The sequence below is a fragment of the Nocardioides agariphilus genome, assembly GCF_015352445.1.
In the GTDB taxonomy this organism is placed as follows: Bacteria; Actinomycetota; Actinomycetes; order Propionibacteriales; family Nocardioidaceae; genus Nocardioides; species Nocardioides agariphilus.
The window spans coordinates 26,049-51,205 of the sequence record NZ_JADKPO010000015.1 but is presented as its reverse complement, the minus strand read 5'-3'; the positions used below and the strand labels follow the sequence as shown (position 1 = coordinate 51,205).

At 69.5% G+C, this 25,157-nt stretch carries 23 protein-coding genes and 1 tRNA gene; 4 read left to right on the top strand and 20 right to left on the bottom strand.

The genetic code is table 11. The annotated features are described in order from the left end of the window. Nucleotides 1–17 precede the first annotated feature (17 nt). Nucleotides 18–1,304, top strand: a complete 1,287-nt coding sequence (locus ISU10_RS12540; RefSeq protein ID WP_194696743.1) for a hypothetical protein — start codon at nucleotides 18–20, stop codon at nucleotides 1,302–1,304. A gap of 224 nt (nucleotides 1,305–1,528) precedes the next feature. Here ISU10_RS12540 and ISU10_RS12535 read toward each other — a convergent pair whose 3' ends face one another. After that, complete coding sequence (locus tag ISU10_RS12535) at nucleotides 1,529–2,722, bottom strand: tyrosine-type recombinase/integrase (protein WP_194696742.1); 1,194 nt, start codon at nucleotides 2,720–2,722, stop codon at nucleotides 1,529–1,531. Nucleotides 2,723–2,728: 6 nt separating this feature from the next. Continuing rightward, entirely contained in the window at nucleotides 2,729–2,959 is a 231-nt protein-coding gene (locus ISU10_RS12530) for a helix-turn-helix domain-containing protein (RefSeq protein WP_194696741.1), read from the bottom strand. Between the two features lie 451 nt (nucleotides 2,960–3,410). Between ISU10_RS12530 and ISU10_RS12525 the strand changes: the two genes are divergently transcribed. Next, nucleotides 3,411–3,629 carry a helix-turn-helix transcriptional regulator gene (locus tag ISU10_RS12525; RefSeq protein WP_182538036.1) on the top strand — a complete coding sequence of 73 codons (219 nt, stop codon included), beginning with the start codon at nucleotides 3,411–3,413 and terminating at the stop codon, nucleotides 3,627–3,629. A gap of 4 nt (nucleotides 3,630–3,633) precedes the next feature. Beyond that, a complete protein-coding gene (locus ISU10_RS12520) occupies nucleotides 3,634–4,815 on the top strand; it encodes a tyrosine-type recombinase/integrase (RefSeq protein ID WP_228500683.1) in 1,182 nt (393 codons plus the stop codon). A 101-nt stretch (nucleotides 4,816–4,916) separates the two neighbouring features. Here the strand turns inward: ISU10_RS12520 and ISU10_RS12515 are convergent. Then, nucleotides 4,917–4,993, bottom strand: a tRNA-Pro gene (locus tag ISU10_RS12515). Nucleotides 4,994–5,117: 124 nt separating this feature from the next. Between ISU10_RS12515 and ISU10_RS12510 the strand changes: the two genes are divergently transcribed. Then, nucleotides 5,118–6,839: a DEAD/DEAH box helicase gene (locus tag ISU10_RS12510; RefSeq protein WP_194696740.1), complete on the top strand. Its 1,722-nt coding sequence runs from the start codon at nucleotides 5,118–5,120 to the stop codon at nucleotides 6,837–6,839. Nucleotides 6,840–7,042: 203 nt separating this feature from the next. Here the strand turns inward: ISU10_RS12510 and ISU10_RS12505 are convergent, their stop codons facing one another. The 17 genes from ISU10_RS12505 to ISU10_RS12425 all read right to left on the bottom strand — a co-directional run bounded on the left by ISU10_RS12505 (nucleotide 7,043) and on the right by ISU10_RS12425 (nucleotide 25,032). Beyond that, the gene (locus tag ISU10_RS12505) at nucleotides 7,043–8,026 is read right to left on the bottom strand and encodes a hypothetical protein (protein WP_194696739.1); all 984 of its coding nucleotides are present in this window, start codon (nucleotides 8,024–8,026) and stop codon (nucleotides 7,043–7,045) included. Between the two features lie 9 nt (nucleotides 8,027–8,035). Beyond that, a complete protein-coding gene (der, locus tag ISU10_RS12500; RefSeq protein ID WP_194696738.1) occupies nucleotides 8,036–9,373 on the bottom strand; it encodes a ribosome biogenesis GTPase Der in 1,338 nt (445 codons plus the stop codon). Beyond that, nucleotides 9,370–9,942 (bottom strand): lysophospholipid acyltransferase family protein, encoded by a 573-nt coding sequence (locus tag ISU10_RS12495; RefSeq protein ID WP_194696737.1) that lies wholly within the window; start codon nucleotides 9,940–9,942, stop codon nucleotides 9,370–9,372. Before ISU10_RS12495 ends, der begins: the two co-directional genes overlap by 4 nt. Beyond that, nucleotides 9,939–10,634 carry a (d)CMP kinase gene (gene cmk / locus ISU10_RS12490; protein WP_370865278.1) on the bottom strand — a complete coding sequence of 232 codons (696 nt, stop codon included), beginning with the start codon at nucleotides 10,632–10,634 and terminating at the stop codon, nucleotides 9,939–9,941. The genes ISU10_RS12495 and cmk overlap by 4 nt, the downstream gene beginning before the upstream one ends. 11 nt (nucleotides 10,635–10,645) lie before the next feature. After that, nucleotides 10,646–11,728: a prephenate dehydrogenase gene (locus ISU10_RS12485; protein ID WP_194696735.1), complete on the bottom strand. Its 1,083-nt coding sequence runs from the start codon at nucleotides 11,726–11,728 to the stop codon at nucleotides 10,646–10,648. Continuing rightward, nucleotides 11,721–12,131 (bottom strand): chorismate mutase, encoded by a 411-nt coding sequence (gene aroH, locus ISU10_RS12480; protein ID WP_194696734.1) that lies wholly within the window; start codon nucleotides 12,129–12,131, stop codon nucleotides 11,721–11,723. Before aroH ends, ISU10_RS12485 begins: the two co-directional genes overlap by 8 nt. 63 nt (nucleotides 12,132–12,194) lie before the next feature. Beyond that, a complete protein-coding gene (locus ISU10_RS12475; RefSeq protein ID WP_194696733.1) occupies nucleotides 12,195–13,892 on the bottom strand; it encodes an elongation factor G in 1,698 nt (565 codons plus the stop codon). 213 nt (nucleotides 13,893–14,105) lie between these two features. Continuing rightward, the gene (locus ISU10_RS12470; RefSeq protein ID WP_194696732.1) at nucleotides 14,106–14,861 is read right to left on the bottom strand and encodes a pseudouridine synthase; all 756 of its coding nucleotides are present in this window, start codon (nucleotides 14,859–14,861) and stop codon (nucleotides 14,106–14,108) included. An 18-nt stretch (nucleotides 14,862–14,879) separates the two neighbouring features. Then, the gene (gene scpB, locus ISU10_RS12465) at nucleotides 14,880–15,482 is read right to left on the bottom strand and encodes an SMC-Scp complex subunit ScpB (RefSeq protein WP_194696731.1); all 603 of its coding nucleotides are present in this window, start codon (nucleotides 15,480–15,482) and stop codon (nucleotides 14,880–14,882) included. Beyond that, entirely contained in the window at nucleotides 15,475–16,410 is a 936-nt protein-coding gene (locus ISU10_RS12460) for a segregation and condensation protein A (protein WP_194696730.1), read from the bottom strand. The genes scpB and ISU10_RS12460 overlap by 8 nt, the downstream gene beginning before the upstream one ends. Before the next feature lie 7 nt (nucleotides 16,411–16,417). Next, nucleotides 16,418–16,813: a hypothetical protein gene (locus ISU10_RS12455; RefSeq protein ID WP_194696729.1), complete on the bottom strand. Its 396-nt coding sequence runs from the start codon at nucleotides 16,811–16,813 to the stop codon at nucleotides 16,418–16,420. After that, nucleotides 16,786–17,673 (bottom strand): ParA family protein, encoded by an 888-nt coding sequence (locus ISU10_RS12450; protein ID WP_370865303.1) that lies wholly within the window; start codon nucleotides 17,671–17,673, stop codon nucleotides 16,786–16,788. Before ISU10_RS12450 ends, ISU10_RS12455 begins: the two co-directional genes overlap by 28 nt. A gap of 590 nt (nucleotides 17,674–18,263) precedes the next feature. Further along, nucleotides 18,264–18,860, bottom strand: a complete 597-nt coding sequence (locus ISU10_RS12445; RefSeq protein ID WP_194696728.1) for a GTP-binding protein — start codon at nucleotides 18,858–18,860, stop codon at nucleotides 18,264–18,266. Next, entirely contained in the window at nucleotides 18,841–19,227 is a 387-nt protein-coding gene (locus ISU10_RS12440; protein ID WP_194696727.1) for a DUF742 domain-containing protein, read from the bottom strand. Before ISU10_RS12440 ends, ISU10_RS12445 begins: the two co-directional genes overlap by 20 nt. A gap of 13 nt (nucleotides 19,228–19,240) precedes the next feature. Continuing rightward, entirely contained in the window at nucleotides 19,241–19,675 is a 435-nt protein-coding gene (locus ISU10_RS12435; protein WP_194696726.1) for a roadblock/LC7 domain-containing protein, read from the bottom strand. Then, nucleotides 19,672–23,340 carry an ATP-binding protein gene (locus tag ISU10_RS12430; protein ID WP_194696725.1) on the bottom strand — a complete coding sequence of 1,223 codons (3,669 nt, stop codon included), beginning with the start codon at nucleotides 23,338–23,340 and terminating at the stop codon, nucleotides 19,672–19,674. Before ISU10_RS12430 ends, ISU10_RS12435 begins: the two co-directional genes overlap by 4 nt. A 261-nt stretch (nucleotides 23,341–23,601) precedes the next feature. Then, the gene (locus ISU10_RS12425) at nucleotides 23,602–25,032 is read right to left on the bottom strand and encodes a uracil-xanthine permease family protein (protein WP_194696724.1); all 1,431 of its coding nucleotides are present in this window, start codon (nucleotides 25,030–25,032) and stop codon (nucleotides 23,602–23,604) included. Nucleotides 25,033–25,157 lie beyond the last annotated feature (125 nt).

Genomic DNA, 25,157 nt, shown 5'->3' with positions numbered 1-25,157 from the left:
GCGAGAACGGTGCCCAGATGCGCACGGAGTTGGCTGCGCTCCTGCGCCAACACCGGGTGATGCATCGCCTCGCCGTAGACTCGTCCCCCGAGCGGGCCAAGGTCGGGCAACAGATCCTTCGCTTCAGGCGCACGCTCGTCGTCTGGTGCGCGCAAGCCATTCGTGTGGCACAGCCGCTCACGTTCCCGAACATCCCGCAGAAGCCGGCGGACCCCTTCCGCGCCACGAACGAGCATGGCGCAGCAGTGAGCGAGCTGGCCCGCGCCCTGGAACTCGCTCGCGATCAGGCAACGACGCCGACCGCGTCCAGCACGGAGATCGCGACGCCGAACTTGAACGACGTCGTCGAACACTGGCGCTTGGCGGCGCGGGCTGCGGCACTGGCCGAGCACGACACCGCGCCCGACCTGGCCGTTCACCTCACGGCAGCCCAGGCCCGAACCATCGCAGGCGACGTCGCGGCGATCAGCCAAGCACTGGTCGTGCTCGATCGTCGCTACCGGAACACACCCGACTGGGAGTCGCTCGCTGGCTGCGATCGACTCGGGTGGGCGGCACTCGCCACGGCGCTCGACGTCAGCCTCGGGCAACCCGACTACAGCGTCGACCAAACCGGCTGGCGCCCGCGGACCAAGCCGATCCGTGGACCGGCTAAGCCGGGAGTCCTCGGAGTGCTCCAGGCCGAGCACAACCTTCTGGTCCGGCTGAAGTCGTTCCCAAGTGCCATGAACCTGCGCCTGATCGTCGACTCTCAGCGTCTGCTCACCTCGCAGCTCATTCCGTACGCAGAGCGGGTCGATCCCGAGCTGGCCGAGCAGTGGCGAGTCCGCTCCGCGACGTACTCGCGGATCCAGCGCGAGCTCCGCAACGTCGGGGGAAGACTCGGCAATGGCGCCGGCGCCACAGCAGAGGCCGCGAACGCGGTCAGCCGAATGAAGGCATTGCCGTCCGCCACCGTGATCGAGCCGCGGATGCTCGGTGGCTTCCAGACACTCTTCCGCCGCATCGACGAACGCATCAGCGATGTCCTCGAAGCCGGAGTCGAGCGCGGGGCATTCGTCCAGCGCGTGAGGGTCCCCCGACTGGTGAGCGGCGAGGGACGGATGGTCCACCCGGTTCGCGAGCGCTTCGTGCCTGTCGCCCGCGCGGCCGACCTCGAGGTCATCAGAACCGCACGTGAGCATCTGCGGCCTCGGGCAGAGCCTGCCGCGGCGTCGCCGGGCGCGAGCCGTGTCGATCTTCATGCCGCCCTCATCCACCGTCCGCCCGAGAAGGGAGCACAGTTCGATGTCCCAGGTCTCTAGCGCGAAGGCGTCCGTTCCCCGGCCAAGGCAGAAGATGGAGCGTCTGCTCTCGGTCACGAGGTGGCCGAAGCGCCCCGGGATGCCCGGCGCATCTGAGGCTCGGGTGGGGCCATGTGGTTGCGAGACCTTCTCGGGTCGCCCATTCGGGGGATCGGTCCCGCGCGGTCCCTCGACGCGCCATCGACCAGCAGCCGAATTCGCGACTCCAAGCCACTTCGACACGATCATGCCTCGCCAACCTGTCGTGGGGCCAGCGCCTCGAGGATCTCGGCGGTAACCGGATCCACCGCCTCGTCCGGCTCGATGTAGTGCTGCTTGGTGATCTTTGAGGAGGTGTGGCCGAGCATCTCGGCAGCCAGGTCTGCTCCTCCGGCCCGATCAAGAACGGTCGCGACCGTGCGGCGGAACGAGTGCGGGGTGACGCCTTCGATGCCCGCTTCGTGAAGGACCGCGCGTAGCCGTCGGCGGATGTTGTTGGTCGTCAACGGGGTGCCGTTGCGAGTGAAGAAGATCAGATGGTCCGGCTCCTCGGACGCGATCATCACCAGCCGCGCCCGGAGCACCTCGGCCGTGAAAGACGGCACCGACACCGTCCTGGTCGACTTCATCGACTTGGGATGGGGCTGCCGATGTGTCGGCTTCCCGGCCGGCGACACGATCGTCCCGCAGAGCCGGGCCGTGGCCGGGGTCGTGGTGACGTCGACGTCGCACTTGCGGATCGCGAGCACCTCGCCGATCCGGGCCGACGTGCCGAGCATGACCTCGATGATCTGCTCCAGCTGCCCGTCCGGTGGCGGGCCCGGCACGCCGGGGCCGCGGCGCCAACCGCGGACCGCTCGACGGATCTGTTCGACCTGCTCGACGGTGAGCGACATCGCCTGCGCGGGCGGCTTGCGGAGACGGGCGGTGTCGCGGACGGGGTTCTCCCGGATCGCGTCGTAGCGGACGGCGAGCGCGAAGGCGAGGCTCAGGACGGTGCGGGCCTGCTTCGCCATGCTGTAGCTCTTGGTCTTGGCGAGCGTCTTGATGAATTGGTCGACCTTGCGGACGCTGATCTCGCGCAGCGCGTAGTGCTCGAAGGCGGGTAGGACGAGCCGACGCATGTTGCGCTCGTAGAGAGCTCGGGTGCTGGGCGCGAGTGCATCCTCCAGGTCGAGGTCGGCGAGCCACACGTCGACGAGATGTCGGAAGGAGCTGGCCGCGGTGAGCTCGCCCTGTCCGACGTTCTGCTCGTTGCGCGCGGCGAGCACCTCCTTGAGCTTGCGCTCGGCGGCCTTCGGGGAGTCCGCTGTCGCCTGGACGCGGCGCAGTTGGCCGTCGTAGTCCCGGAATCGGGTCAGCGCGCGTGCTCGGCCGTCGTGGGTCTTCTCGAAGTAGATCTCGCCGAAGGTGCCGATCGGCGTGCGCGGCCTAGCCACGGTCGTTCACTCGCCGCTCGGCCCATGCCCCGGCTCGATCTCCCGCTGGCGGAGCAGCCAGGCCAGGACGTCGGAGGTGGCGAAGCGGACGCGACCGCCGACCTTGATCGCGCACGGCCCCTTGCCGTCGGTGCGCCAGTCGCGGATCGTCGTGACCGGCACGTCGAGGTACTCGGCGAGCGCCTCGATGCTCAGCAGCGGCTCGAGGGCACTCAGCGTGCTGTTGTTGGTCTCCATGACCGTGAGGTGAGCGTCGAGCCCCAGATGGCCCCGCGAGGCTCCATGACATCCCATGCCGATGCTGGCGGATGCGGCTCGGAGGGGTCTCGCGACAGGGTTTCTGGCTGGTTTCTGGCTGTCGGATCAAATCTCAAATGCTTTCAGGCTCGGAGATCGGCGATCTCCGAGCCTGAAATTCGTAGCGGGGGCAGGATTTGAACCTGCGACCTCTGGCTAAGAGCGCAAACCACAGCAAGCGCCGGCGCAGACCGACAACCGGCTGCATGTAGGAGCAGAAGGTCCCCCGGCGTCTCTGAAGTCGGCCCGACTGACACCACCGGACCGGGTGGCACCGGCGATCGCTCCAGAGGGTCGATTAGGAGTCGATTCTCCACAGGCCGCGCGGTGAGGGCTGCACACCTTCAGTTACGAGGGCAAACCTGTCCTCGCAATCACGAAGGAGCACACGATGAGCACCACCGTCGACACCAGCCACGAAAGCATGATCCTCACCATCGACGAGGCGGCGGCGTACCTGGCGATCCCGAAGGCGACGCTGTACACATGGCGGACTCGCCGGGCCGGGTTTGGACCACGCGCCGTGAAGATGGGCGGTTGCCTGCGCTACCGCCGCGCGGACCTCGACGCCTGGATCGTCGAGCACCTCGAGCCCGCAGCAGGCGAGTAGGGCCATGGCCAGGCCGCCACTCCCCCTCGGCACCTGGGGAACCATCACCACCGAAAAGATCCGCGACGGAAGCTACCGCGCACTGACCCGGTTTCGTGACACCGACGGCAACACTCGTCGTGTCACTGCGACGGGTTCGAGCAAGGCGGCTGCGGAGCGAGCGCTTCGAGACGTCCTGAGCACGCGCACCGCGCCAGCAGGAGAACTCCTCACAGCAGAGACCCGGCTGATCGACCTCGCCAACCAGTGGATCACTGGTCTTGAGGCCGAAGGACGGATCGAGCAGACCACCATCAACGAGTACCGCCGGGTGCTGGACAACCTGGTGCTGCCCAGTATTGGCGGGCTGAAGCTCCGCGAGGCCACCACGGGGCGCCTGGACCGGCTCCTGCTGCGGTTGCGCGATCAGAGCGTGAACCGGCAACGCAAGGCCAAGGTCGTCCTCGGGGCCATGCTCGACCTCGCGGTTCGACACGACGCGATCCCGACGAACCCGGCCCGCGGGACGACCCGGGTCCACCGTCCCAGGCAGGAGACCAAAGCTCTCCGGGTCGAGGACCTGGTCGCGATCCGCGCAGCTGTACGTCGGTGGGTCAACGCGGACCGCCCTGGACCCAGGGCCACCGGTGACATGGCCGACATCATCGACCTGATGCTCGCCACTGGGTGCCGCATCGGCGAGGTCCTTGCCCTGCGCTGGAGCGACCTGGACCTCGATGGGGACCTGCCCAGCCTCACGGTGTCGGGCACGATCAAGACCGAGACCGGAAAGGGCACGTATCGCAAGCCCACGCCGAAGTCGGACGCCAGCCAGCGAACCGTGGTGCTGCCCCGGTTCGCGGCCGAGCTGCTCCGCGTGCGCCGAGAGTTCGCGACACCCAACGAGAACGACGCCGTCTTTGCCACCCGCAACGGCACGTGGCATCAGGTCGTCAACATCGAGCGGCGGTGGCGGCAGATCCGCAAGGACACCGGCTTTGAGTGGGTGACCCCCCACACGTTTCGCAAGACGGTGGCGACGCTGATCTCGGAGGCCGCCACATCAGAACTCGCCTCGCGCCAGCTCGGCCACTCCTCGAGCCAGGTCACTCGGGACCACTACATCGCCAAACCGCCGGTCTCAGCCGACCTCTCCGAGCTCCTCGAGCGGCTCGCTGAGAGCGACGACGCGAGCTCGGATTCGTAGGCCCCGAAATCGTTTGCGACTAGTAAACGACCATTCTGAGGATCCACTTCAAAACCAGAACCGCCCCTGACCCGCGTTTCCGCAGCTCAGAGGCGGTTTTTTGGTCGGGCTGACAGGATTTGAACCTGCGACCCCTTGACCCCCAGTCAAGTGCGCTACCAAACTGCGCCACAGCCCGAACGGCTCCCCATCAGGCTGGCCGTGTTGCTGCCAGTGGTGCTGGTGAGCCGGGTGAACCCTACCGGACCGTCCCGCCCGGCCAGGAATCGGGCCGGGCCACCGCGAAGCCCTACGGTTGTCGCATGACCGACGATCCCGAGGTCGTCCAGCCGGACCTCACCTTCGCCGACCTCGGGCTCGATGAGCGTGTCCTGAGAGCCGTCAGCGACGTCGGCTACGAGACGCCCTCGCCGATCCAGGCGGCTACCATCCCGACGCTGCTGACCGGGCGCGACGTGGTCGGACTGGCGCAGACCGGCACCGGCAAGACCGCCGCGTTCGCGCTGCCGATCCTCTCGCGCCTCGATCTCCGTCAGAAGTCGCCGCAGGCCCTGGTGCTGGCGCCGACGCGCGAGCTGGCGCTCCAGGTGTGCGAGGCGTTCGAGCGATACGCCACGCACCTGCCCGGAGTCCACGTGCTGCCCGTCTACGGCGGCCAGGGGTACGGCGTTCAGCTGAGCGCGCTGCGTCGTGGCGTGCACGTCGTGGTCGGCACGCCCGGCCGGATCATGGACCACCTCGACCGCGGGACGCTCGACCTGACGCAGCTGCGGTTCCTGGTGCTCGACGAGGCCGACGAGATGCTCAACATGGGCTTCGCCGAGGACGTCGAGACGATCCTGGCCGACACCCCCGAGGACAAGAACGTCGCGTTGTTCTCGGCCACGATGCCGGCCTCGATCCGCCGCATCTCCAAGAAGTACCTCCGCGACCCCGAAGAGATCACGGTCAAGAACAAGACCGCGACCGCCTCCAACATCACCCAGCGCTACCTCACCGTGTCCTACCCCCAGAAGGTCGACGCGCTCACGCGCATCCTCGAGGTCGAGAACTTCGAGGGGATGATCGTCTTCGTCCGCACCAAGAACGAGACCGAGACGCTGGCCGAGAAGCTGCGGGCACGCGGCTTCTCGGCGGTCGCCATCAACGGCGACATCGCCCAACCCCAGCGCGAGCGGACCATCGGCGAGCTGCGCGACGGCAAGCTCGACATCCTGGTCGCGACCGACGTGGCAGCCCGCGGTCTCGACGTCGAGCGGATCAGCCACGTCGTCAACTTCGACATCCCGACCGACCCCGAGTCCTACGTGCACCGCATCGGCCGCACCGGGCGGGCCGGACGCAGTGGCGACGCCATCTCGTTCGTCACCCCACGCGAGCGACATCTGCTGCGCGCCATCGAGAAGACCAGCCGCAAGTCGCTCACCGAGATGCAGCTGCCGACGGTCGACGACGTCAACCTCACCCGCCTCGCCCGCTTCGACGACTCGATCAGCGAGGCCCTGTCGGTCCCGGACCGCATCACCTTCTTCCGAGACGTGGTCTCCCACTACGTCCGCGAGCACGACGTGCCCGAACTCGACGTGGCCGCGGCGCTGGCCGTCGTGCTCCAGGGCAACACCCCTCTGCTGCTCGAACCCGAGCCCGAGCGCCCCGCTCGCCGGGAGCGCCCGGAGCGCGGCGCCCCCGCGGATCGTGCACCTCGTGAGCATCGGCCGCGCCGTGAGGGCGACGCCGCGCTGGCGACGTACCGCATCTCTGTGGGCAAGCGGCACAAGGTGGAGCCGCGCCAGATCGTCGGCGCCATCGCCAACGAGGGCGGGCTCGAGAGACGCGACTTCGGGCACATCGCCATCAAGCCCGACTTCTCGCTGGTCGAGCTACCTGCCGACCTGTCGCCGGCCACGCTGAAGAAGCTGGCGGGCACCCGCATCTCGGGCAAGCTGATCGAGATCCGGCTCGATGAGGGTCCGCCCGGTCAGCGCCCGGGCAACCAGCGCAAGCCGCGGCACAAGAACCGCTGACGGAGCTGGTTTCGAGACGGGACTTCGTCCCTCCTCAACCAACGAGTCTGGTTTCGAGTCTGGTTCGTCCCTCCTCAACCAACGGAGCTGGTTCGTCCCTCCTCAACCAACGAGTCTGGTTTCGAGTCTGGTTCGTCCCTCCTCAACCAACGAGTCTGGTTTCGAGACGGGACTTCGTCCCTCCTCAACCAACGGAGTCCTCCTCAACCAACGGCGCCCGAGTCCTGGTCGACCATCAGCGACGAGGTGTCCACCGCGACGAAGGCCGAGGCAGGGATGGTCTTGAGCTCCTCGATGAGCCCCGAGGGCCAGTTGCCGTTCTGCTCTCCTTGGAAGTACCACGCCGAGCCGTTGTCGGCGAGGACCAGTCCGTACGTCTGCATGGCCGCGATCACCCGGCGCGCCCGAGTGCTGTAGCCGGCCGTGGAGAACCCTGCGTCGAGACGGAACCGAGCCCCCATCGGCGGGTAGGCCAGCGACGAGTGCGAGCCCGCGTCGTGCCGGGCCGGCCACAGGTGGTGGCTGCTGGTCTCAGATGTGGTGAAGCGGATGGCGTGGTCGATGGTGTTGTCGCGTACCTCGCGCCAGCGCAGCAGGCCCGGCAGGATCGCCAGACCGGCGGCATCGGCCGAGGTCCAGCGGTCGGGGCGAAGCCTGTTGGACCTCAGCGACCAGACCGCACCCGAGCCCGCACGCCACTTGCCGCTGCGGATCCGGGTGTTCCAGGTCTCGTAGAGCTTGCAGCGGGCCTTGTCGACGACGATCGCGTGCATGTCTCCCCCGGAGTTGCGGCCGCCCTCGATCCTGGTGTCGCGCCCGAACGGGTAGCGCACCTTGTCGCTCTCGGCGGCGTAGTCGAAGCGCACCGAGACCCTGGGGTGGTCACCTCGCACGACGGTCACCGGGATGCCGTAGTTGGGCCCATCGCCGTACGACGGACCGAAGTCGGGATGCAGGTCGCGATCGGTGTCCATGTGGGACAGCCACTGGTCGGACCGCGCGTGCACCGGCAGCGCACTGATGTCGGCGTGCCACCAGTTGTCGGCGGGAAGCACCCGACACCCGCCGACGGGTGCTCGCTCGACGGTCGGCAGGGGCGAGCTCGCGACCGACGTCTCGAGCAGCCCGACCGGCATGACGGCGATGCTGGCCAGGAGTGCGAAGAGCAGAACGCGGGGGGAGCGCATCTGACGACGTTAGCGTTTGCGCTTCTCCCGCGGGCGCTGATTGACCACGATCGGGGTGCCGACGAAGCCGAACTGCTCGCGCAGGCGTCGCTCGATGTAGCGCTCGTAGGACGCCTCGAGCTTGCCGCTGGTGAACAGCACGAAGGTCGGCGGTGAGGTCGAGGGCTGGGTGCCGAAGAGGATCTTGGGCTGCTTCCCGCTGCGCACCGGGTGAGGGTGTTCGGCGACCAGCCGGCCCAGGAAGGCGTTGAGCGTTCCCGTGGGTACGCGCGTCTCCCAGCCCTCGATGGCCTTGTCGAGCGCGGGCACCAGACGGTCGACGTGCCAACCGGTGCGAGCGGTGATGTTGATGCGTGGGGCCCACTGCACCTGCACGAGGTCGCGCTCGATCTCACGGTCGAGGTAGTAGCGCCGCTCCTCGTCGACCAGGTCCCACTTGTTGAACGCGATGACCAGCGCACGCCCGGCGTCGCGGATCGTCTGGATGATGCGCATGTCCTGCTCGGAGATCGACTCGCTGCCGTCGAGGACGAGTACGGCGACCTCGGCGCGGTCGATCGCGGTCGAGGTGCGCAACGAGGCGTAGTACTCGTGGCCCGAGGCCTCCTTGACCCGCTTGCGGATCCCGGCGGTGTCGATGAAGCGCCAGGTGCGGCCACCCAGCTCGACCAGCTCGTCGACGGGGTCGACGGTGGTGCCCGCGACGTTGTCGACGACGGAGCGCTCCTCCCCCGCCAGCTTGTTGAGCAGCGAGGACTTGCCGACGTTGGGCTTGCCGACGATCGCGATCCGCCGGGGACCGGCCTCCTGCTCGAAGCTCTCCTGGGGCGCCTCGGGCAGCGCAGCGAGCACGGCGTCGAGGAGGTCGCCGGAGCCGCGACCGTGAAGCGCCGAGACGGTGTGGGGCTCGCCCAGCCCGAGGTTCCACAGCCCGAAGGCCTCAGCCTCGGCGCGTGTGTCGTCGACCTTGTTGGCGGCGAGCACGACCGGCTTGTTGGAACGCCTGAGCACCCGGACCACGGCCTCGTCGGCGTCGGTGATGCCGATGGTCGCGTCCACGACGAACAGCACGGCATCGGCCAGGGTGACCGCGATCTCGGCCTGGGCGCGGATGCGTTCGGCCAGCCCCCGGGCGTCGGGGTCCCAGCCCCCGGTGTCGACGACCGTGAAAGCCCGGCCGTTCCAGACGGCGTCGTAGGAGATGCGGTCGCGCGTGACACCTGGCACGTCCTCGACCACCGCCTCACGCCGGCCGATGATGCGGTTGACGAGCGTCGACTTGCCGACGTTGGGGCGGCCGACGACGGCGAGGATCGGGCCGCCACCTAGGTTCGGGAGCTCGGTCATCGGGTTCCTCCATCGGGCCGCTGGGCCGGCTCGTGGGCCAGCCGCTCGGTCAGTGTGTGGGCGGCGTCGCGCGCGACCAGCACGTGGACGCTGAGGTCGAGACTGGTCGCGTCGACCTGCCGAGGGGTGCGCGGCCAGGACTGGCGGGTCGTGCGGTAGGGCGCGCCGTACACGATGTCGATCCCACCCTCGACGGCTCGTCCCCGCAGGACCGAGACCGGGACGACCGGTGCGCCCGACACGAGGGCGAGGTAGGCAGCGCGCCGGTTGAACCTGTCGCGCTCCACGACACCGGGGCTGCCCTCCAGGAGGATCGCGAGCGCCTGGTCGGCCGCGAGGACCTGCAGGGCGGTCCGCACGCTCTGCGGCTCGCTGATGACGTGCACGGGGCGCGGACCGAACAGCTCCAGCAACCGGCCGTCACCGGGCTCCGCGTGCGCTGCGGCGAGCACGGCAGGGCCGGCGGTGGGCACGTTGTCGCGGCCGTGCTCGGTGACGCGGAGGCGACGGCGGGTCACGAGCCGCCCGAACCAGCGCTGGAACGATGACGGCCGGCGGGCCGTGCTCACTGCACCCTCTCCCCGGCGCGAAGGCCCGCTGCAGCCTCGACCAGCTGCACGACCAAGCCGACGACCTCGTCGAGGGTGTGTGCGGTGCCATCGACATGGACCGCGCCCTCGGCCATTACCAGCGGCGACGTGGCCCGCCCGGAGTCGATCGCGTCGCGGGCCAGCAACGACTCTCGAGTGGCCTCGACGTCGGCGCCGCCCTCCTCGAGGGCTCGCCGTCGGGCGCGCGCGGCCGGGTCGGCGGTGAGGTAGACCTTCACCTCGGCCTCGGGGGCCACCACCGAGCCGATGTCGCGACCCTCGACCACGATCCCGCCCTCGCCGATGACGTCGCGCTGGATCTCGAGCAGACGCGAGCGTACGGAGGGTACGGCGGCGACCGGCGAGACTGCGGCGTTGACCTCGTCGGAGCGGATGGCCAGGCCGACGTCGATGCCGTCGACCAGGATCGTCGGACCCAGCGGGTCGGTGCCGGAGAGGATCTCGGGCTCCTCGACACGAGCAGCGACGGCATTGGGGTCGTGGACGTCGACATCGTGACGCAGCATCCACCAGGTCATCGCGCGGTACATCGCGCCGGTGTCGAGGTAGCGCAGTCCGAGGCGGACGGCCACCCCGCGAGACGTGCTCGACTTGCCCGAGCCCGAGGGGCCGTCGATGGCGACGACGTAGTGGTCCCAGGGCTTGCTCACAGGGGGCAAGGCTACCGGTGGGTCACCCATCCCCGAGATTCGAGAGCGGCCAGCAGGTGCTCGGAGCTGTCGTCGGCCACCACGAGCTCGAACAGGCCGGTGGGACGACCCGGGTCGTGGTCGATGTGGATGTCCTCGATGCTGACCCCGCTGGCAGCCACGTCCGCGAACAGCCGCCCCATCTCACCGGCGCGGTCGGGCACCGAGACGAACACCGAGGCCATCTCTCTGGCCGGACCGCCGTGCTTGCCCGGGATCGCGCGCGTGCCCTCGACACCCCGGGACAGGATCCGCACCAGCTCCTCGCGGTTGCTCTTGGACACGGCGGCGATCAGGGCGTCGAGCTGCTCGCGCACCTCGCGGAGCAGGTGTACGACGGCGGGGGCGTTGCCGGTCACGATCTGCTGCCAGAGCTCCGGGTCGCCGGCCGCGACCCGGGTGACGTCACGGACCCCCTGACCCGACAGGGCCAGGTGTCCTGGCGGGGCCTCGGCGAGCCGACCCGCCACCAGGCTGGCCAACAGGTGCGGTAGGTGCGAGGTCCGGGCGACCGCCCGATCATGCTCGTCGGGGGACATCCGCACGGGCAGTGCGCCCACCGCCGCGACCAGGGAGAGCACGACGTCCACGGCCTCGGTCGCCGAGTCCTGGTGCGGCGTCACGGCCCAGGGTCGGCCGTCGAACATGGCTGCGCTGGCCGCGAGCGGCCCCGAACGCTCGCTGCCCGCCATCGGGTGTCCACCGACGTAGCGGGACAACCCGGACAGACCGGAGGCGCGCAGCTGCTCCAGCGGGCCGGTCTTGATGCTCCCGACGTCGGTGACCACGGCGCCGCGGTGCGCGCCCAGTGCCCAGCGCAGCGTCTCGCCGATCACGTCGGGCGGCACGGCCACCACTACCAGCTGCGGCGGTGGTGCGATGTCGGGGACCAGTTGGCCCGCGCCCAGGCCCATGGCCGCGCGGAGGTTCTCGGGCGAGACGTCGCGCAGCCAGACCGAGATGCCGCGTCGGCGCAGCGCGAGGCCGATCGAGGTGCCGAGGAGGCCGGCACCGACGATCAGCACGGGGCCCTGCAGGCCCGGCCGATCAGGCATCGACGGTCTCCTCATCGGGCACCTCATCGGGCACCGAGCGCACCCGGGTCAGGTCCTTGCGCAGCGCGGCCGCGCCGTGCAGGTAGACGTGGGTGATGTCGGCGCGCGGCAGGTCGGTCTCGACGTGCGCGAGCATCCGGACCACCCGGGGCATCGAGCCGGCGATCTCCAGCTCACGCGCACACAGCAGCGGCACCTCGCCGAAGCCGAGCCGCCGGGCGGCGTACGCCGGGAACTCCGCGACCAGGTCGGAGGTCGCGGTGAAGATCACGGAGATGAAGTCGTCGACCTCGAGGCCGTTGGAACCCATCACGTCCAGGACCATCTCGGCGACCCGCTCGAGCATGTGGTCACGGTCGTCGGCCTCGAGCTGGGTGGCGCCGCGCACCGCTCGGACAGCCACGTGGCTTCCTTCCTCCTCGGGCCGCGGGGGCACGGCCGACGAGGAGAACGGTAACGGCCGCCGTCAGTGCCGGGGACGGAAGTGATCCAGTCGAGACGTCAAGACGCCCTCGCCGCGCGTCAGATCGGGCATCAGCAGGGTCAGCCGGTGCACCTGCCCGGCCGGCACGTGTCCGGAGACGACCACTGCGGCCCCACGGCTCTCGGTGGCAAGCGGCACTCCCCCTGCTTGCGCCAGCAGCGACAGCACCGGACCGAGGCTGGGAGCGGGCACCTCGAGCTCGAAGCGGTGCACCGGGTCGCACACCACCGTGCCCGCCTGGGCGATGATCCGTCTCATCAGCAGCCGGGTGAGGTCCCGGAAGTCGCCAGCCGTGCTCGACATCGACTTGTCGAAGGTGCCGTGCATGCGGCTCTGGCGCGGCCAGAACCCCGAGTGCGTCATTCGGATTCGGGCGTCCGGGATCTCCCAGCCGGCGTTGCCGTGGAGGAGCGAGGAGTGGACGGTGGTCTCCACGGCCGTGAAGAAGGCCGGCGGCATCGAGCCCAGCTCCACCTCCAGGCCGAAGTCGACACCGCTGCCGACCGGTGCCGGCTCGATGCGCAGGCCGACAGTGGCCAGGTAGGGGTTGGCATCGGTGCCGATCAGCTCGAACGCCGCTCCGGTGCCGGTCAACCGCTCGGTGCAGATCATCGCGGTGTCGCGGAACCGCACCGGCACGCCGTACTCCTCGTCGAGCAGCGCTCCGATCACCTGCTGCTGGACCTCGCCGTAGAGGGAGAGTCTCAGCTCGCTCGTGCCGTCGGGCTCGTCGTCGACTCGAAGACCGATCAGCGGATCCTGCTCGGCGAGCCGCTCGAGGGCGGCGAACAGAGCGGGGCGGTCCTGGTCGTCCAGCGGCTCGACGACGGCCGACAGGCTGGGCCGGGCGAACTGCTCGGCCATGCCTGGATCCCCCGGCCCGAACCCGTCGCCGATGCGGGCACTGTCGAGGCCACGGAGCACCACGACCTGCCCAGCCGTCGCCACGTCGGCGGGCTCGAGCTCGCCGCACCTGAAGACGCGTAGCCCGGTGACCTTCTCCGGCCCGGCCTTGCCGAGGGCGAGACGGTCGCGCACCCGGAGCGTCCCGCTCCGCAGCAGGGCGACGACGTGCTTGCCGCCCGCTGCATCGCGGTCGATCTTGAAGATCACACCCGCAGGTGGGCCGTCGTCATGCGGCTCCCTGCTCGGCAGGAGCCTCGGCACGGCGTGCAGGAGGTCGCGCACGCCGTCGCCGGTGAGGGCGGAGCCGAACAGGACCGGTACGTCGGCCGCGAGGCGCTCGCGTACCTCCAGCTCGACGAACTCCGGGTCCGCCCCACGACGGTCAACCTTGTTCACGAAGATCACCGTCGCGATGTCGAGGCGTTGCAGCGCCCGCATGAGGACCAGCGTCTGGGCCTGCACACCCTCGACAGCCGACACGACGAGAACAGCGCCGTCGAGCAGGCACAAGGATCGCTCCACCTCCGCCACGAAGTCTGAGTGCCCAGGAGTGTCAACCAGGTTGACGATCGTGTCGTCGACCTCGAAAGACACCACGGCCGCACGGATCGTGATGCCCCGGCGTCGCTCGAGCGCCATCGTGTCGGTGTGGGTGGAGCCCGCATCCACGCTGCCGGGCTCCGCGAGCACGCCTGCCTCGTAGAGCAGGCGCTCGGTCAGGGTCGTCTTGCCGGCGTCAACATGCGCCAGGACCCCCAAGTTGAGCGTGCGCAACCTTCACATCCTTTGTCCATGGGGTGGCTGGGGACGTGAAAGCAGCTCGCATCGGCGTTCTCCTCGGTCGGGTCTCGGACTCCATGGCAGCGCGATCAGGACGCTGATGGCAAGCGGATTTGATCGCTCACACCGGGCCAGCGGGGGCCGCCGCCCGTGGTGCAGGGGCAAGGACCTCCAGCACCGAGCCCCCGCCACCACCAGCCAGACGGCCTAGAGCTGCGCCTGGTCCAACAGCTCGCCGAGCTCGGCGAGTGTGAGGTCACGCAACTCACCGGACGGCAGGCCCTTGAGGACGACCGGCCCGATGGCCGTGCGGGTAAGGCGGCGCACGGGGTGACCGACGTGGTCGAGCAGGCGTCGGACGATGCGGTTGCGACCCTCGTGGATCACCAGCTCCACGATCGACTTCTCCCTGCCCTGCTGGACCAGGCGGATGCTCGAGACGGTCACGGGACCGTCGTCGAGAGTGACACCGTCGAGAAGCGTGCGCAGGGTGCCGGTCGAGACGCGTCCCTCGACCTCGGCGACGTAGGTCTTGTCGACCTCGTAGGACGGGTGCGCCAACCGCTGGGCGAAGTCGCCGTCGTTGGTCAGCAGGATCAGCCCGTCGGTGTCGGTGTCGAGCCTGCCCACATGGAACAGACGCTCCGGCCTGTCGGCGACCAGGTCCTGGAGGGTGCGGCGGCCCTCCGGGTCCGACATCGTCGAGACCACGCCCCTGGGCTTGTTGAGCGCGAGGTAGACAGAAGCCGAGACGGGCGGCAGCCGCTTGCCGTCGACACGGATCACCGCAGTCCGCGGGTCGACCTTGGTGCCGAGCCGGGTGACCACCTCGCCGTCGACCTCGACCAGTCCGTCGAGCATCAGCTCCTCGCACTTGCGGCGCGAGGCCACCCCCGACTGGGCGAGCAGCTTCTGGAGACGGATCAGGCCCTCGTCATCGGTCTGGATCCCCGCCTCGCTCACCGACCCATTATCAGGGCATCATGCCGTGGCGGCGGCCTGGCCCAACGAGTCGGCCAGCTCGTCGACCAGGTCGTCCATGTCCGGCAGGTAGGGAGCCAGCTCGGGGAGCTCCTCGAGTGAGGTGACGCCGATCCGCTCGAGGAAGTAGGCGCTCGTGCGATAGAGGTGCGCTCCCGTCGAGGTGTCCTGGCCGGCTTCCTCGACCAGACCGCGCGAGACCAGCGTGCGCATCACGCCGTCGACGTTGACCCCACGGATCGCGGAGACGCGAGCGCGCGAGACCGGCTGCTTGTAGGCGACGACCGCAAGCGTCTCCAGCGCGGCCTGGGTCAGGCGGGCCTGCTGGCCCTCCAGGACGAACCTCTCGACCACCGGCGCGAACTCCTCGCGGGTGTAGTAGCGCCAGCCGCCGGCCACGTTGCGCAGCTCGAAGCCACGCCCCTGCTCGTCGTACTCGCCTGCCAGCTGGGCCAGCGCGTCGTCAACGGCCGAGACCGGGTGACCGACCGCGCTCGCCAGGGTGACCCGGTCGAGCGGCTGGTCGGCGACCATCAGCAGGGCCTCCAAGGAGGGCTTGAGGTCGCCGACGGCGACATCGAGCCGGTCCTGGTCGTCAGTCATCGGGGACGTCCTCCTCGCGTGCGGCCGATGAATCGGCCGATGAATCGGCCGATGAATCAGCCAGTGGTTCGGGCAGTGGAGCGGGAGCGCCCTCGAACTCGTCGATCTCGAACTCCTCGGCGTCCTCGCTGCCCTCACCGGTCCAGCGGACGGTCAGCTCGCCGAGCGGGGTGACCTGGTCGAAGCCGACCGCCCCTTCACGGAACAGCTCGAGCAGCGCCAAGAACCTGGCCACGGTCGTCATCAGGTCGGGCGAGTCGCCGCACAGCGCACGGAAGGTCATCGTGCCGCTGCGACGCAGCCGGTCGACCACCAACACGGCCTGCTCGCGCACACTGACCCGAGCAACGTGGATGTGCTGCAGCGACAGCTCCGGCGTGGCCTTGGGCTCGAGCGCCTTGGCCGCCAGGGCAGCGAACTGGTCGAGCCCGATGCCGATGAGCACCTCGGGCAGCAACGAGGCGAACCTGTCCTCCAGGCCGACCGCCCGCGGATGGCGCTTCGACTCACCCGCCAGCCTGGTCTCGAGCACCGAGGCGACCTGCTTGAAGGCGCGGTACTGGAGCAGGCGGGCGAACAGGAGGTCGCGTGCCTCCAGGAGCGCGAGGTCCTCCTCGTCCTCGACGTCGCCCTTGGGCAGCAGCCGCGCGGCCTTGAGGTCGAGGAGGGTGGCGGCGACCAGGAGGAAGGACGAGGTCTGCTCGAGGTCCCACTGGGCCGGACTCTCAGGCGAGCCGCCCGCCTTCACGTGCGCGATGAACTCGTCGGTGACCGTGGACAGGGACACCTCGGTAATGTCGAGCTTGTGCTTGGAGATCAGGCTCAACAGCAGATCGAAGGGACCCTCGAAGTTGTCGAGCGAGACCTCGAAGACGGGGGTCGTCGCGTCGGCGGCACCCGCCTCCACGGGCTCGACCAGGGCGGTCACGCGCGACTCACCGTTCGGTCAGGCGCTGCACGAGCATGCTGTCGAAGCCGTGCTCGTCGAGGTCGGCCAGCACGAGCGCCATCGCCTCACGTACGAGCCGGCCCCGGTCGACGGCCAGGCCGTGGTCGCGACGCAACGCGAGTCGCGCGTGCTCGAGGTCGAGCAGCTCGTCGGCGGTGACGTAGACGGTCATCTTCTCGTCGTGCTTGACGCGACCGCTGGGTCGCTTGCGCCCCGCTGGCTCGGCGACGTCCGTCTCGGCATGGGGCGCTGAACGCGCAGGGGCATCCGGCACGGCGCGCACATGAGTCTCGGCGGCCAGCTCGTCGGGTGTCGGGTCGGTCGGCCGGAACAGGTCATCGGCCGCCGGCAGGCTCACACGTCGTGGCGAGGTTCGGGCCACCGAACGAGCACCTCCCTGGCCAGCTGGCGGTAGGCCTCGGCACCGGTGGAGGCAGAGGCGTAGGACGTGATGGGCTCGCCGGCAACCGTCGAGTCGGAGAACTTCACGGTGCGCCGGATCACCGTGTGGAACACGATGTCGCCCCACGCCTGCACCAGGCGCTCCATGACCTCACGGCCGTGCAGCGTGCGACCGTCGTACATCGTGCCGAGCACACCGTCGATCTCGAGCTTGGGGTTGAGGCGCTCGCGAACCTTGTCGATCGTCGTCTTGAGGAGCGCGACGCCGCGCAGCGCGAAGTACTCGCACTCCAGCGGCACCAGCACTCCGTCGGAGGCGGTCAGCGCATTGACGGTCAGGAGTCCGAGCGAGGGCTGGCAGTCGATGAGGATGACGTCGTACTTCGCGATGGCCGGCGCCAGCACCCGCTGCAGGGTCTGCTCCCGCGCGACCTCGTGGACCAGCTGCACCTCGGCGGCCGACAGGTCGATGTTGGAGGGGAGGAGGTCCATGCCAGCGACACCGGTCGGCACGACGACGTCCTCGACCCGGACGTCACGCTCCATCAGGAGGTTGTAGACCGTCAGCTCCATCTCGTGGGGGTTCAGTCCCAACCCGACCGAGAGCGAGCCCTGCGGGTCGAAGTCGACCAGCAGCACCTTGCGGCCGTACTCGGCCAGCGCGGCGCCCAGGTTGATGGTGGTCGTGGTCTTGCCGACCCCGCCCTTCTGGTTGGTCATCGAGACCACGCGCGCAGGTCCGTGCTGGGTCAGCGGCGCAGGCTCGGGGAAGAACGGCAACGGGCGGCCGGTCGGGCCGATCTCCTGGACCGCGGCGGGCTCGAGCTGCGTGTCGTCGATCTCCGCCTCCTGGCGCGCGCGCTCGAACTCCTCGACCAGCGACTCGGTGGCCGGGTCGAGCTCGCTGCGCTCGGCCGGGGGCACCGGCCACTCGATGGGCTGCGGGTCGGGCAGCCGGAACGGCACAGGGTCGGACACGGTGCCTCCTGAGGGCGTCGGGGGTCGCACTGCCGGCGGCATCTCCGGTGCGCTGCTCCCCGTTGCCCCAGCTGAGTGTGAAGACCTGGGGAACCAGCCCCCCGGACCGCCTGCGCCCACTCTGCGCTCCTCGTGACGTCCAGGGTCGGCGACGCGCCGTGCCCTCGGAGATTTGTCGACACACCGACTTGTGCCGGAGCAGATGTGTCGTACGACGGGCGCGACTCTAGGTGTGCGGAGGTGGCGTCACAACACGCCTGGCGGTTACCCCCAGGACCAGTTCAAATCTGTTGAGAGGTTGTGCAGTCGGCCCCGGTCAGTTGCACAGGCTCACGCCTGCCTGTGGAGGAGGGTGTGGAGGGCCGACAAGCAACAAGGTCGTGTGCCTGAGGCGGCGCCAGAGCGCTGCGACAGGCACACGACCCTTGTCGTGGTGCCGTCTTGGGGTCGTTCTACCGGACGGCGGCGGCAGTCTTGGTGAGCTCCTCGAGGGCGAACTCGGTGACCCGGACCAGGGCCGACTTGGCCGAGTCCCGGTCGCGGGCATCGATGGTCATGATCGGCACCTCGTGCGGCAGGGCGAGCGCTTCGCGGATCTCCTCCACGGCGTACTTCTGGGCGCCCTCGAACTCGTTGACGCACACGATGAACGGGATGCCCTTGGCCTCGAAGTAGTCCAACGGTGAGAACGCCTCGTTGAGACGCTGGGTGTCGACCAGCACGATCGCACCGATGGCGCCGCGGCAGAGGTCGTCCCACATGAACCAGAACCGGCGCTGGCCGGGAGTCCCGAAGAGGTAGAGCACGAGGTCCTCGGCCAGCGTGATGCGGCCGAAGTCCATGGCGACGGTGGTCGTCGCCTTGGTCGGGACGGCGTCGAGGTCGTCGACTCCCTCCGACTCGTTGGTCACCAGTGCCTCGGTGCGCAGCGGCTTGATCTCGGAGACCGAGCCCACCAGGGTCGTCTTCCCGACGCCGAAACCACCCGCCACCACGATCTTGGTGGAGGCTGTGGCGCGGCCGCCGGCGTTAGAACGCGCGAAGTCCACGGAGGGTCCTTTCGATCAGATCCAAGCGCTCATCTCGAGACGAGCTGTCGTTCAAGGTGGCCTGCACCGCCACGTATCCCTGCTCCACGAGGTCGCCGAGCACCACGCGGACGACGCCGATCGGCATCTTCACCGCCGCCGAGACCTCGGCGACCGACTTGCGGTCGCAGATCTCGACGATTCGGCCCTGGGCGTCGCTCCCCCACTCGCGCTGCAGGGCGGAGGGGTCGAGCACCAAGGTCGCCTCCATGGGGAGGTCGACGGTGCTCTTGGTTCGCCCGGCAGTGATGGTGTACGGGCGGACGATCCGAGCGGCCGGCTCCTCGTCGGAGTACCGGCCCCAGGGGTCCGGTTCGATCAGGGACATGGCTGTCGGCCTCTCAGACGCCTGTGAGGTTGCGGGCCTGGGCCTGAATCATCCGGCCGACGCGCTCGACCAGCAGGGCCATCTCGTAGCCCACCTGGCCGATGTCGGCGGAGTCCTGCGTCAGTACGGCGAGGTGCGAACCGTCGCCCACGCTCATCAGCAGCAGGTAGCCCTTCTCCATCTCGATGACGGTCTGCATCACCGCGCCGCCCTCGAACAGGCGCGCGGCACCGACAGCCAGGCTGGCCAGGCCGGAGGCGACAGCCGCCACCTGCTCGGCCCGCTCGCCGGGCAGGCGGGCGCTGGCGGCCATCAGGAGGCCGTCGGCCGAGACCAGCACCGCGTGCGCGGCGCCGGGGGCGTCGTCGACGAACTTGGTGACCACCCAGTCGAGCTCGCGCTCGGCGTCGTTGGGCACAGGGGCTCCGAATCGGAGGCTCTCGGTCATGCGGGGTCCGCTTCCTGTGTGGAGGGGCTGGGTTGACTTGTGACGGCCGCAGTACGGCCGCGTGAGACGCCAGCGGCGTGAGCCGCCAGCCGCGCCCGGATGGCGTCCGGGTCACGCACGGTCTGGACGGGTGCCGGGGCCGAGATTCCGCCCGGGATCAGCCGGTTGCCGGGTCGGCGCATCGGCAGGCCGGTCTCGGTACGCCGCGTGGGCGGGGTCGACTCGACCTGTCGGGCGGCGTCCCAACCGGCGTCCACCTCGGTGTCGGCCCAGGGGCGCTCACCGGTGTCGGCACTGAGCCAGTTGGACCGCAGCGACCGGAAGATCGGGGTCTCGTCCTCGTCCATCGACGCTGCCGTCGAGGCCGCGGGCAGGTCCAACGGGGCGTCGAGCGGACCCGCCTCGACCTGAGGGGTCTCGGCCTGAGGGGTGTCGGCCTGAGGAGTCTCGGCCTGAGGTACCGCGACGGGCGTGCCGGCTACGGCGTCGTCCGCCGTGACCGCCCAGGCCGCAGGCAGGTGGGACAGGTCGTCCACCACGGGCGACTCGTCGGGCGACCCGTCGGGCGACTCGTCGGGCGACTCGTCGGGCGACTCGTGGTCGGTGACGTCCATCTCGTCGGCCTCGTGTGCCGTGTCTGTCTCCTCGACGAGCTCGGCTGCGGGCTCCTCGACGAGCTCGGCTGCGGGCTCCTCGACGAGCTCCTCGTCGGCGACCGGGGCCCGGTCGGGAGCGACCTCGGCTGCCAGCTCCTCGGCGGGCTCGGGCACAGCCTCTGCAACAGGCTCTGCGACAGGCTCTGCGACAGGCTCCTCGTCTGGCTCGACGATGGGCTCGCTGCTGTTGCGCGCAGCGGCAGCCAGGCTGTGCAGGCGTGCGGCCAGGTTGGAGTTCTTGCCGTTGACCTTCCCGTTGACCTTCCCGTTGCCGTTGCTGTGCTCGGCCGCAGGCGGCTCGAAGGGCTCGGTGCCGGGCAGGGGGAGGTCGGCCACCGGGGGCAGCTCTGCGTCGTGGCCCTCGTCGCCGGCGGCCCCGTCCTCGTGGGAGTCAGCGACGACCTCGTCCTCGACGACGACCTCATCGGCCACCGGGCCGAGGGCGATCGGTACGCGGTCGTCGTCGTCGGTCTCGGCCAGGACCGGGTCGGCGGCGAGCTCAGCCTGAGACGGTGCGGGCAGCTGCGGCAGGGACTCGTCGGGCTCGACGCGGTCGAAGAACCCGCCGCCCATGGAGACCGGCGCTCCGAGGGTGCCCGCGCCCGTCGCACCGGGGCGACGCTGCGGCAGGCCGTAGGCGTTGATGGCCGCGGTGATGGGGTCGAACTCCTCCGGCTCAGGCTCAGCCTCCGGCTCGGGCTCCGGCTCGGGCCGGAAGGCGACGATGTCGGCGCTCTGCTCGAACCCGGAGCCGGCCTCGGTGTCGTGGTCGGAGTCGGCGTCGACGTACCCGTCGTCGTCGGAGTTCCCGGAGTTCCCTGAGTACCCGGAGTACCCGGAGTACTCGGAGTCTTCGGAGTACCCGGAGTAGGCGGTGTCGGACTCGGCCGTCGGCGCGCCCAGCTCGATCACCTGTGCACCGCCGGTGCCCGCCTCGAGCCGCGCGGTGTCGGACAGCACGCTCGTGGGCAAGAAGACCGTCGCAGTGATGCCCATCCGGTCGTTGTGGTCCAGCTGGACCGTCAGGCCGTGACGGCGGGCGAGCCGGCTGACCACGAACAGGCCCATGCGGCGGGCGGTGTCGGCGTTGACCTCGCCACCGGCGCGCAGCTTCTCGTTGAGCTCGCTGAGGGCGTCCTCGGCGATGCCGAGCCCGGCGTCGGTCACCTGAACGACCACGCCGCCTCGGGTGAACGAGGACGTCACCAGGACCCGAGAGCTCGGCGGGGAGTAGGACAGCGCGTTGTCGACCAGCTCGGCCAGCAGGTGCACCACGTCGGGGGCAGCCTCGCCACTGACCCGCTGGGCGGGCGCGGCGTCGAGCTGGACCCGCTTGTAGTCCTGCACACCGGCGATCGCGGCCTGCAGTACGTCGGTCAGCGACAGGTCGTCCTGCTCGGTCGCGCGGGTCGGCGCACCGGACAAGATGACCAGGCTCTCGGCGTTGCGGCGCATCCGCGAGGCCAGGTGGTCGAGCCGGAACAGGCTCTCCAGGCGGTTCGGGTCCTCCTCGTCGCTCTCCAGCGTCTCGATGAGGCTGAGCTGCTGGTTGATCAGGGAGGTGTTGCGGCGGGAGAGGGTGACGAACATGTCACCGACCTGGGCACGCAGTCCGGCCTCGTTCGAGGCCAGCTTGACCGCCTGCCGGTGCAGGTCGTCGACCGCCCTGGCCAGCTGGCCGGTCTCCTCGTGGGTCGAGACGGCGATCGGGACGATCTCACCCGGGTCCTCGCCCGCACGGATCCGGGCGACGGCCTCGGGCAACCTCTCGTGCGCAACCTCGAGGGCGCCCGAACGCACGCGGCGGATCGGGTTCAGGATCAGGCGCGAGACCATCAGGGCCAAGATGATCGCGGCCAGCAGGGCCAGGCCGATGATGAGCGAGTCGACCCAGGTGAGCACCTTGGCGTTGCGCGCCGATGCGGCCAGGCTGTTGTCGACGTCGGTGAGCAGGTCGTCGATGAGCACGTCGTAGGAGTCGTAGCTCGCCTCGGTGACCTTGAGGGTCCCCTTGCCGTCCTTGACGATCTGCTGGGCGTTGGCGATCCGCTGGGCGTTGGCCTGCCGGATCTCGAGCACGCGGGCGTCGGTCTGTCCGAGCGCGATGGCGAGCCGGTCGATCGAGGCCAGCTCGACACCGAACTCGCGGTAGAGCTCGACCGGGCTGGCGTCGGACTTGCCGTTGCCGACCTGGATCTCCTGCAAGGACAGCGAGAGCCGGCCGTCGAGGGCCTGGGCCAGGATCAGCAGCGACGGCTCCTGCCGCGTCTGCTCGTCGAGGATGGTGGAGATGGTCTGGGTGATGCCTCGCTCGAGCTGGCGCACCTGCGAGACCATCGAGGTGATGCTGACGTAGGCCATGCCGCTTCGCAGCTGCTCGCTCAGCGAGATGACGTCGTTGACCTGACGCAGCTGGGCCGGGGTGAGGTCGGCGCGGTCTCGGGCCTCGACCAGCTTGGTGCCGGCCTCGACCACGGCGCGCTTGGCGTCCTCGAGCTTGGGGTCGTTGATGCCGACCACCCGAGCGATGGCGGCTGCTCGCTCGGCTGCGGCGAGGTAGTCGACCGCGGGGCCGAGCACGGTGACCTGCGAGGCGCTGGCGGCGTAGTTGGCGGCCAGCTGGCGCTCGGTGTTGATACGCAGACCACCGAAGGCGGCAGCCACGATGACCGGCAGGGCCAGCACGAGTGCGACCTTGCGGCGCAGCGACCACTCCGAGACGTTCCACTTCGACGGCTCTTGGCCAGGGGCGTAGACCGGCTTGTCCCAGCCGCGCTCGTTGGACTTGTCGTCCTTCTTGGAGCCGAAGCGCTTGACCGACATCTTCTCGGTCTTGGCCGCGGCCGCGGCGCGGGCGGCGGCCAGGCGGTCGGCCTTGCCGACCTTGCCGTTGACCTGCGAGGCGGCCTTCTCGGCGGCCTTCGCAGCAGCCTTGGCGGCACGCTTCTCGGCCCGGCTCGGCTTGGTGGTCGACGTGGTCGCCGTTGTGCCCATGTACTGGATGCCCATGGGGGCACCCTTCTTCGGGGCACCCTTCTTCGGGGAACCCATTGGGGCAGGCTTCGCTGAAGCCGCGGCGCTGCGCTTGGAGAACATCTGGCCCCCGGGGGGTTGGACGCGAGGTTCGGGCAACCGCCGACAGCTCGGGGGCTGGTAGCGGTCCGGGGCATGTGGTATGCCCCGGCGCTTTACGCTAGGGACTCAGCGACCCCTCTGTTCACGCTTCGACGGAACTGACCCCAACGGGTGGTCTGCTCTGGCCCGTTCGGGCTACTTCTCGCGGTGTCCAGGCGCGTGGTCGGCCTCGTGGGCGCCGGTCTGACCGACGGCGATGACCGCCCCCTCATCCGTGCGACCGGGCGCGACCAAGCGGGCCAGGTGGTAGCCGATCACGATGATCAGGGTGCCCATGGCGATGCCGCCCAGGGTGAAGTCGTCGGTGATCGCGAAGAACCCGTTGGTGCCCAGGCCGATGCCCATGATCAGGCCGGCCGCCACGGGCACGAGGTTGACCGGGTCGGCGAAGTCGACGCCGTTCTCCTTCCAGATCTTGGCGCCGAGCAGGCCGATCATCCCGTAGAGCACGAGTGTGATGCCGCCCAGGACGGCCGGCGGCGTCGCGTTCACGATCGCGCCGAACTTGGGGATCACGCCGAGCAGGATGGCGACGATGGCGGCCACGAAGTACGCCGCCGTCGAGTAGACGCGCGTCGCCGCCATCACGCCGATGTTCTCGGCGTACGTCGTGGTCGGCGAGCCACCGACCGAGCTGGTGATGACCGTGCCGACACCGTCGGCGAAGACGGCCCTGCCGATGACCGGGTCGAGGTCGCGCTCGGTCATCTCACCGACGGCCTTGACGTGACCGATGTTCTCGGCGACGAGGGCGATGACGGCCGGCAGCGCCAGGAGCGTGAAGGTGATCGAGAAGCTCGGCAGGTGCCAGCCGACCGCTGCCAGGTTGTTGATGTCGGGCGAGCCCTGGTTGCCGACCAGCCCTTCGGTCGTGTGCTTGGGGAACCCGATCCAGTCGGCGTCCTTGACACCCTGCCAGCTGACGCGGTTCCCGTCGAAGACCAGGTCCGCCAGCCACGACAGCACGTAGCCGAGGAGGAGCCCGAGGAAGATCGCGATGCGTCCGAGGAACCCGCGCAGTCCGACGGCCATCAAGATGACGACCGTCATCACGATCAGACCCATCCAACGGTCCGCTGGGAGATAGATGTTGGTGGCCACGCCGGCGAGGTTGAAGCCGATCAGCATCACGACAGCACCTGTCACGACGGGCGGCAGCACCTTGTTGACCACGTCGGCGCCGAGATAGTGGATGAGGAGGCCGACCGCGGCCAGCACGACGCCTGAGACCAGGATCGCGCCCGTCACGTCCTCGGGCCCGCCGCTTTGGGCGTAGATCGCGGACGCACCACCGACGAAGGACGCCGAGGTGCCGAGGTAGCTGGGCACCTTGCCGCCGACGATCAGCAGGAAGCAGATCGTCGCGATGCCGCTCATCATGATCGCGAGGTTGGCGTTGAGGCCCATGATGATCGGGAAGACGAACGTCGCTCCGAACATCGCCACCACGTGCTGGGCCCCGAACCCGATGGTGCGTGGCCACGAGAGCCGCTCGTCGGGGGCGACTGCCTCGCCGGGCGGCGGGGTCTTCCCGCCGTGCACGACCTTCCAGCTGAACATCGACATCGCAACGCCTCCTCAACCGTGCGGGATGCCCCGAGTCGGCTCGACGCTAGTGCTGGGCGAGATTTGCCAGCACTGGCGACACCTGCCGAAGGTCCCATGTGACCGGTGTCACAACTTGTGCGCGC

Bases quoted from the DNA above. Each gene is read 5' to 3' on its own strand.
- ISU10_RS12485 (WP_194696735.1), bottom strand. From the start codon at position 11,728: ATGCCTGATCGGCCGGGCCTGCAGGGCCCCGTGCTGATCGTCGGTGCC.
- ISU10_RS12435 (WP_194696726.1), bottom strand. From the start codon at position 19,675: ATGACCGAGAGCCTCCGATTCGGAGCCCCTGTGCCCAACGACGCCGAG.
- ISU10_RS12425 (WP_194696724.1), bottom strand. From the start codon at position 25,032: ATGTCGATGTTCAGCTGGAAGGTCGTGCACGGCGGGAAGACCCCGCCG.
- ISU10_RS12510 (WP_194696740.1), top strand. From the start codon at position 5,118: ATGACCGACGATCCCGAGGTCGTCCAGCCGGACCTCACCTTCGCCGAC.
- ISU10_RS12440 (WP_194696727.1), bottom strand. From the start codon at position 19,227: ATGTCCCTGATCGAACCGGACCCCTGGGGCCGGTACTCCGACGAGGAG.
- ISU10_RS12520 (WP_228500683.1), top strand. From the start codon at position 3,634: ATGGCCAGGCCGCCACTCCCCCTCGGCACCTGGGGAACCATCACCACC.
- scpB (WP_194696731.1), bottom strand. From the start codon at position 15,482: ATGACTGACGACCAGGACCGGCTCGATGTCGCCGTCGGCGACCTCAAG.
- ISU10_RS12525 (WP_182538036.1), top strand. From the start codon at position 3,411: ATGAGCACCACCGTCGACACCAGCCACGAAAGCATGATCCTCACCATC.
- ISU10_RS12530 (WP_194696741.1), bottom strand. From the start codon at position 2,959: ATGGAGACCAACAACAGCACGCTGAGTGCCCTCGAGCCGCTGCTGAGC.
- der (WP_194696738.1), bottom strand. From the start codon at position 9,373: ATGACCGAGCTCCCGAACCTAGGTGGCGGCCCGATCCTCGCCGTCGTC.
- ISU10_RS12540 (WP_194696743.1), top strand. From the start codon at position 18: ATGCGCACGGAGTTGGCTGCGCTCCTGCGCCAACACCGGGTGATGCAT.
- ISU10_RS12430 (WP_194696725.1), bottom strand. From the start codon at position 23,340: ATGGGCATCCAGTACATGGGCACAACGGCGACCACGTCGACCACCAAG.
- ISU10_RS12505 (WP_194696739.1), bottom strand. From the start codon at position 8,026: ATGCGCTCCCCCCGCGTTCTGCTCTTCGCACTCCTGGCCAGCATCGCC.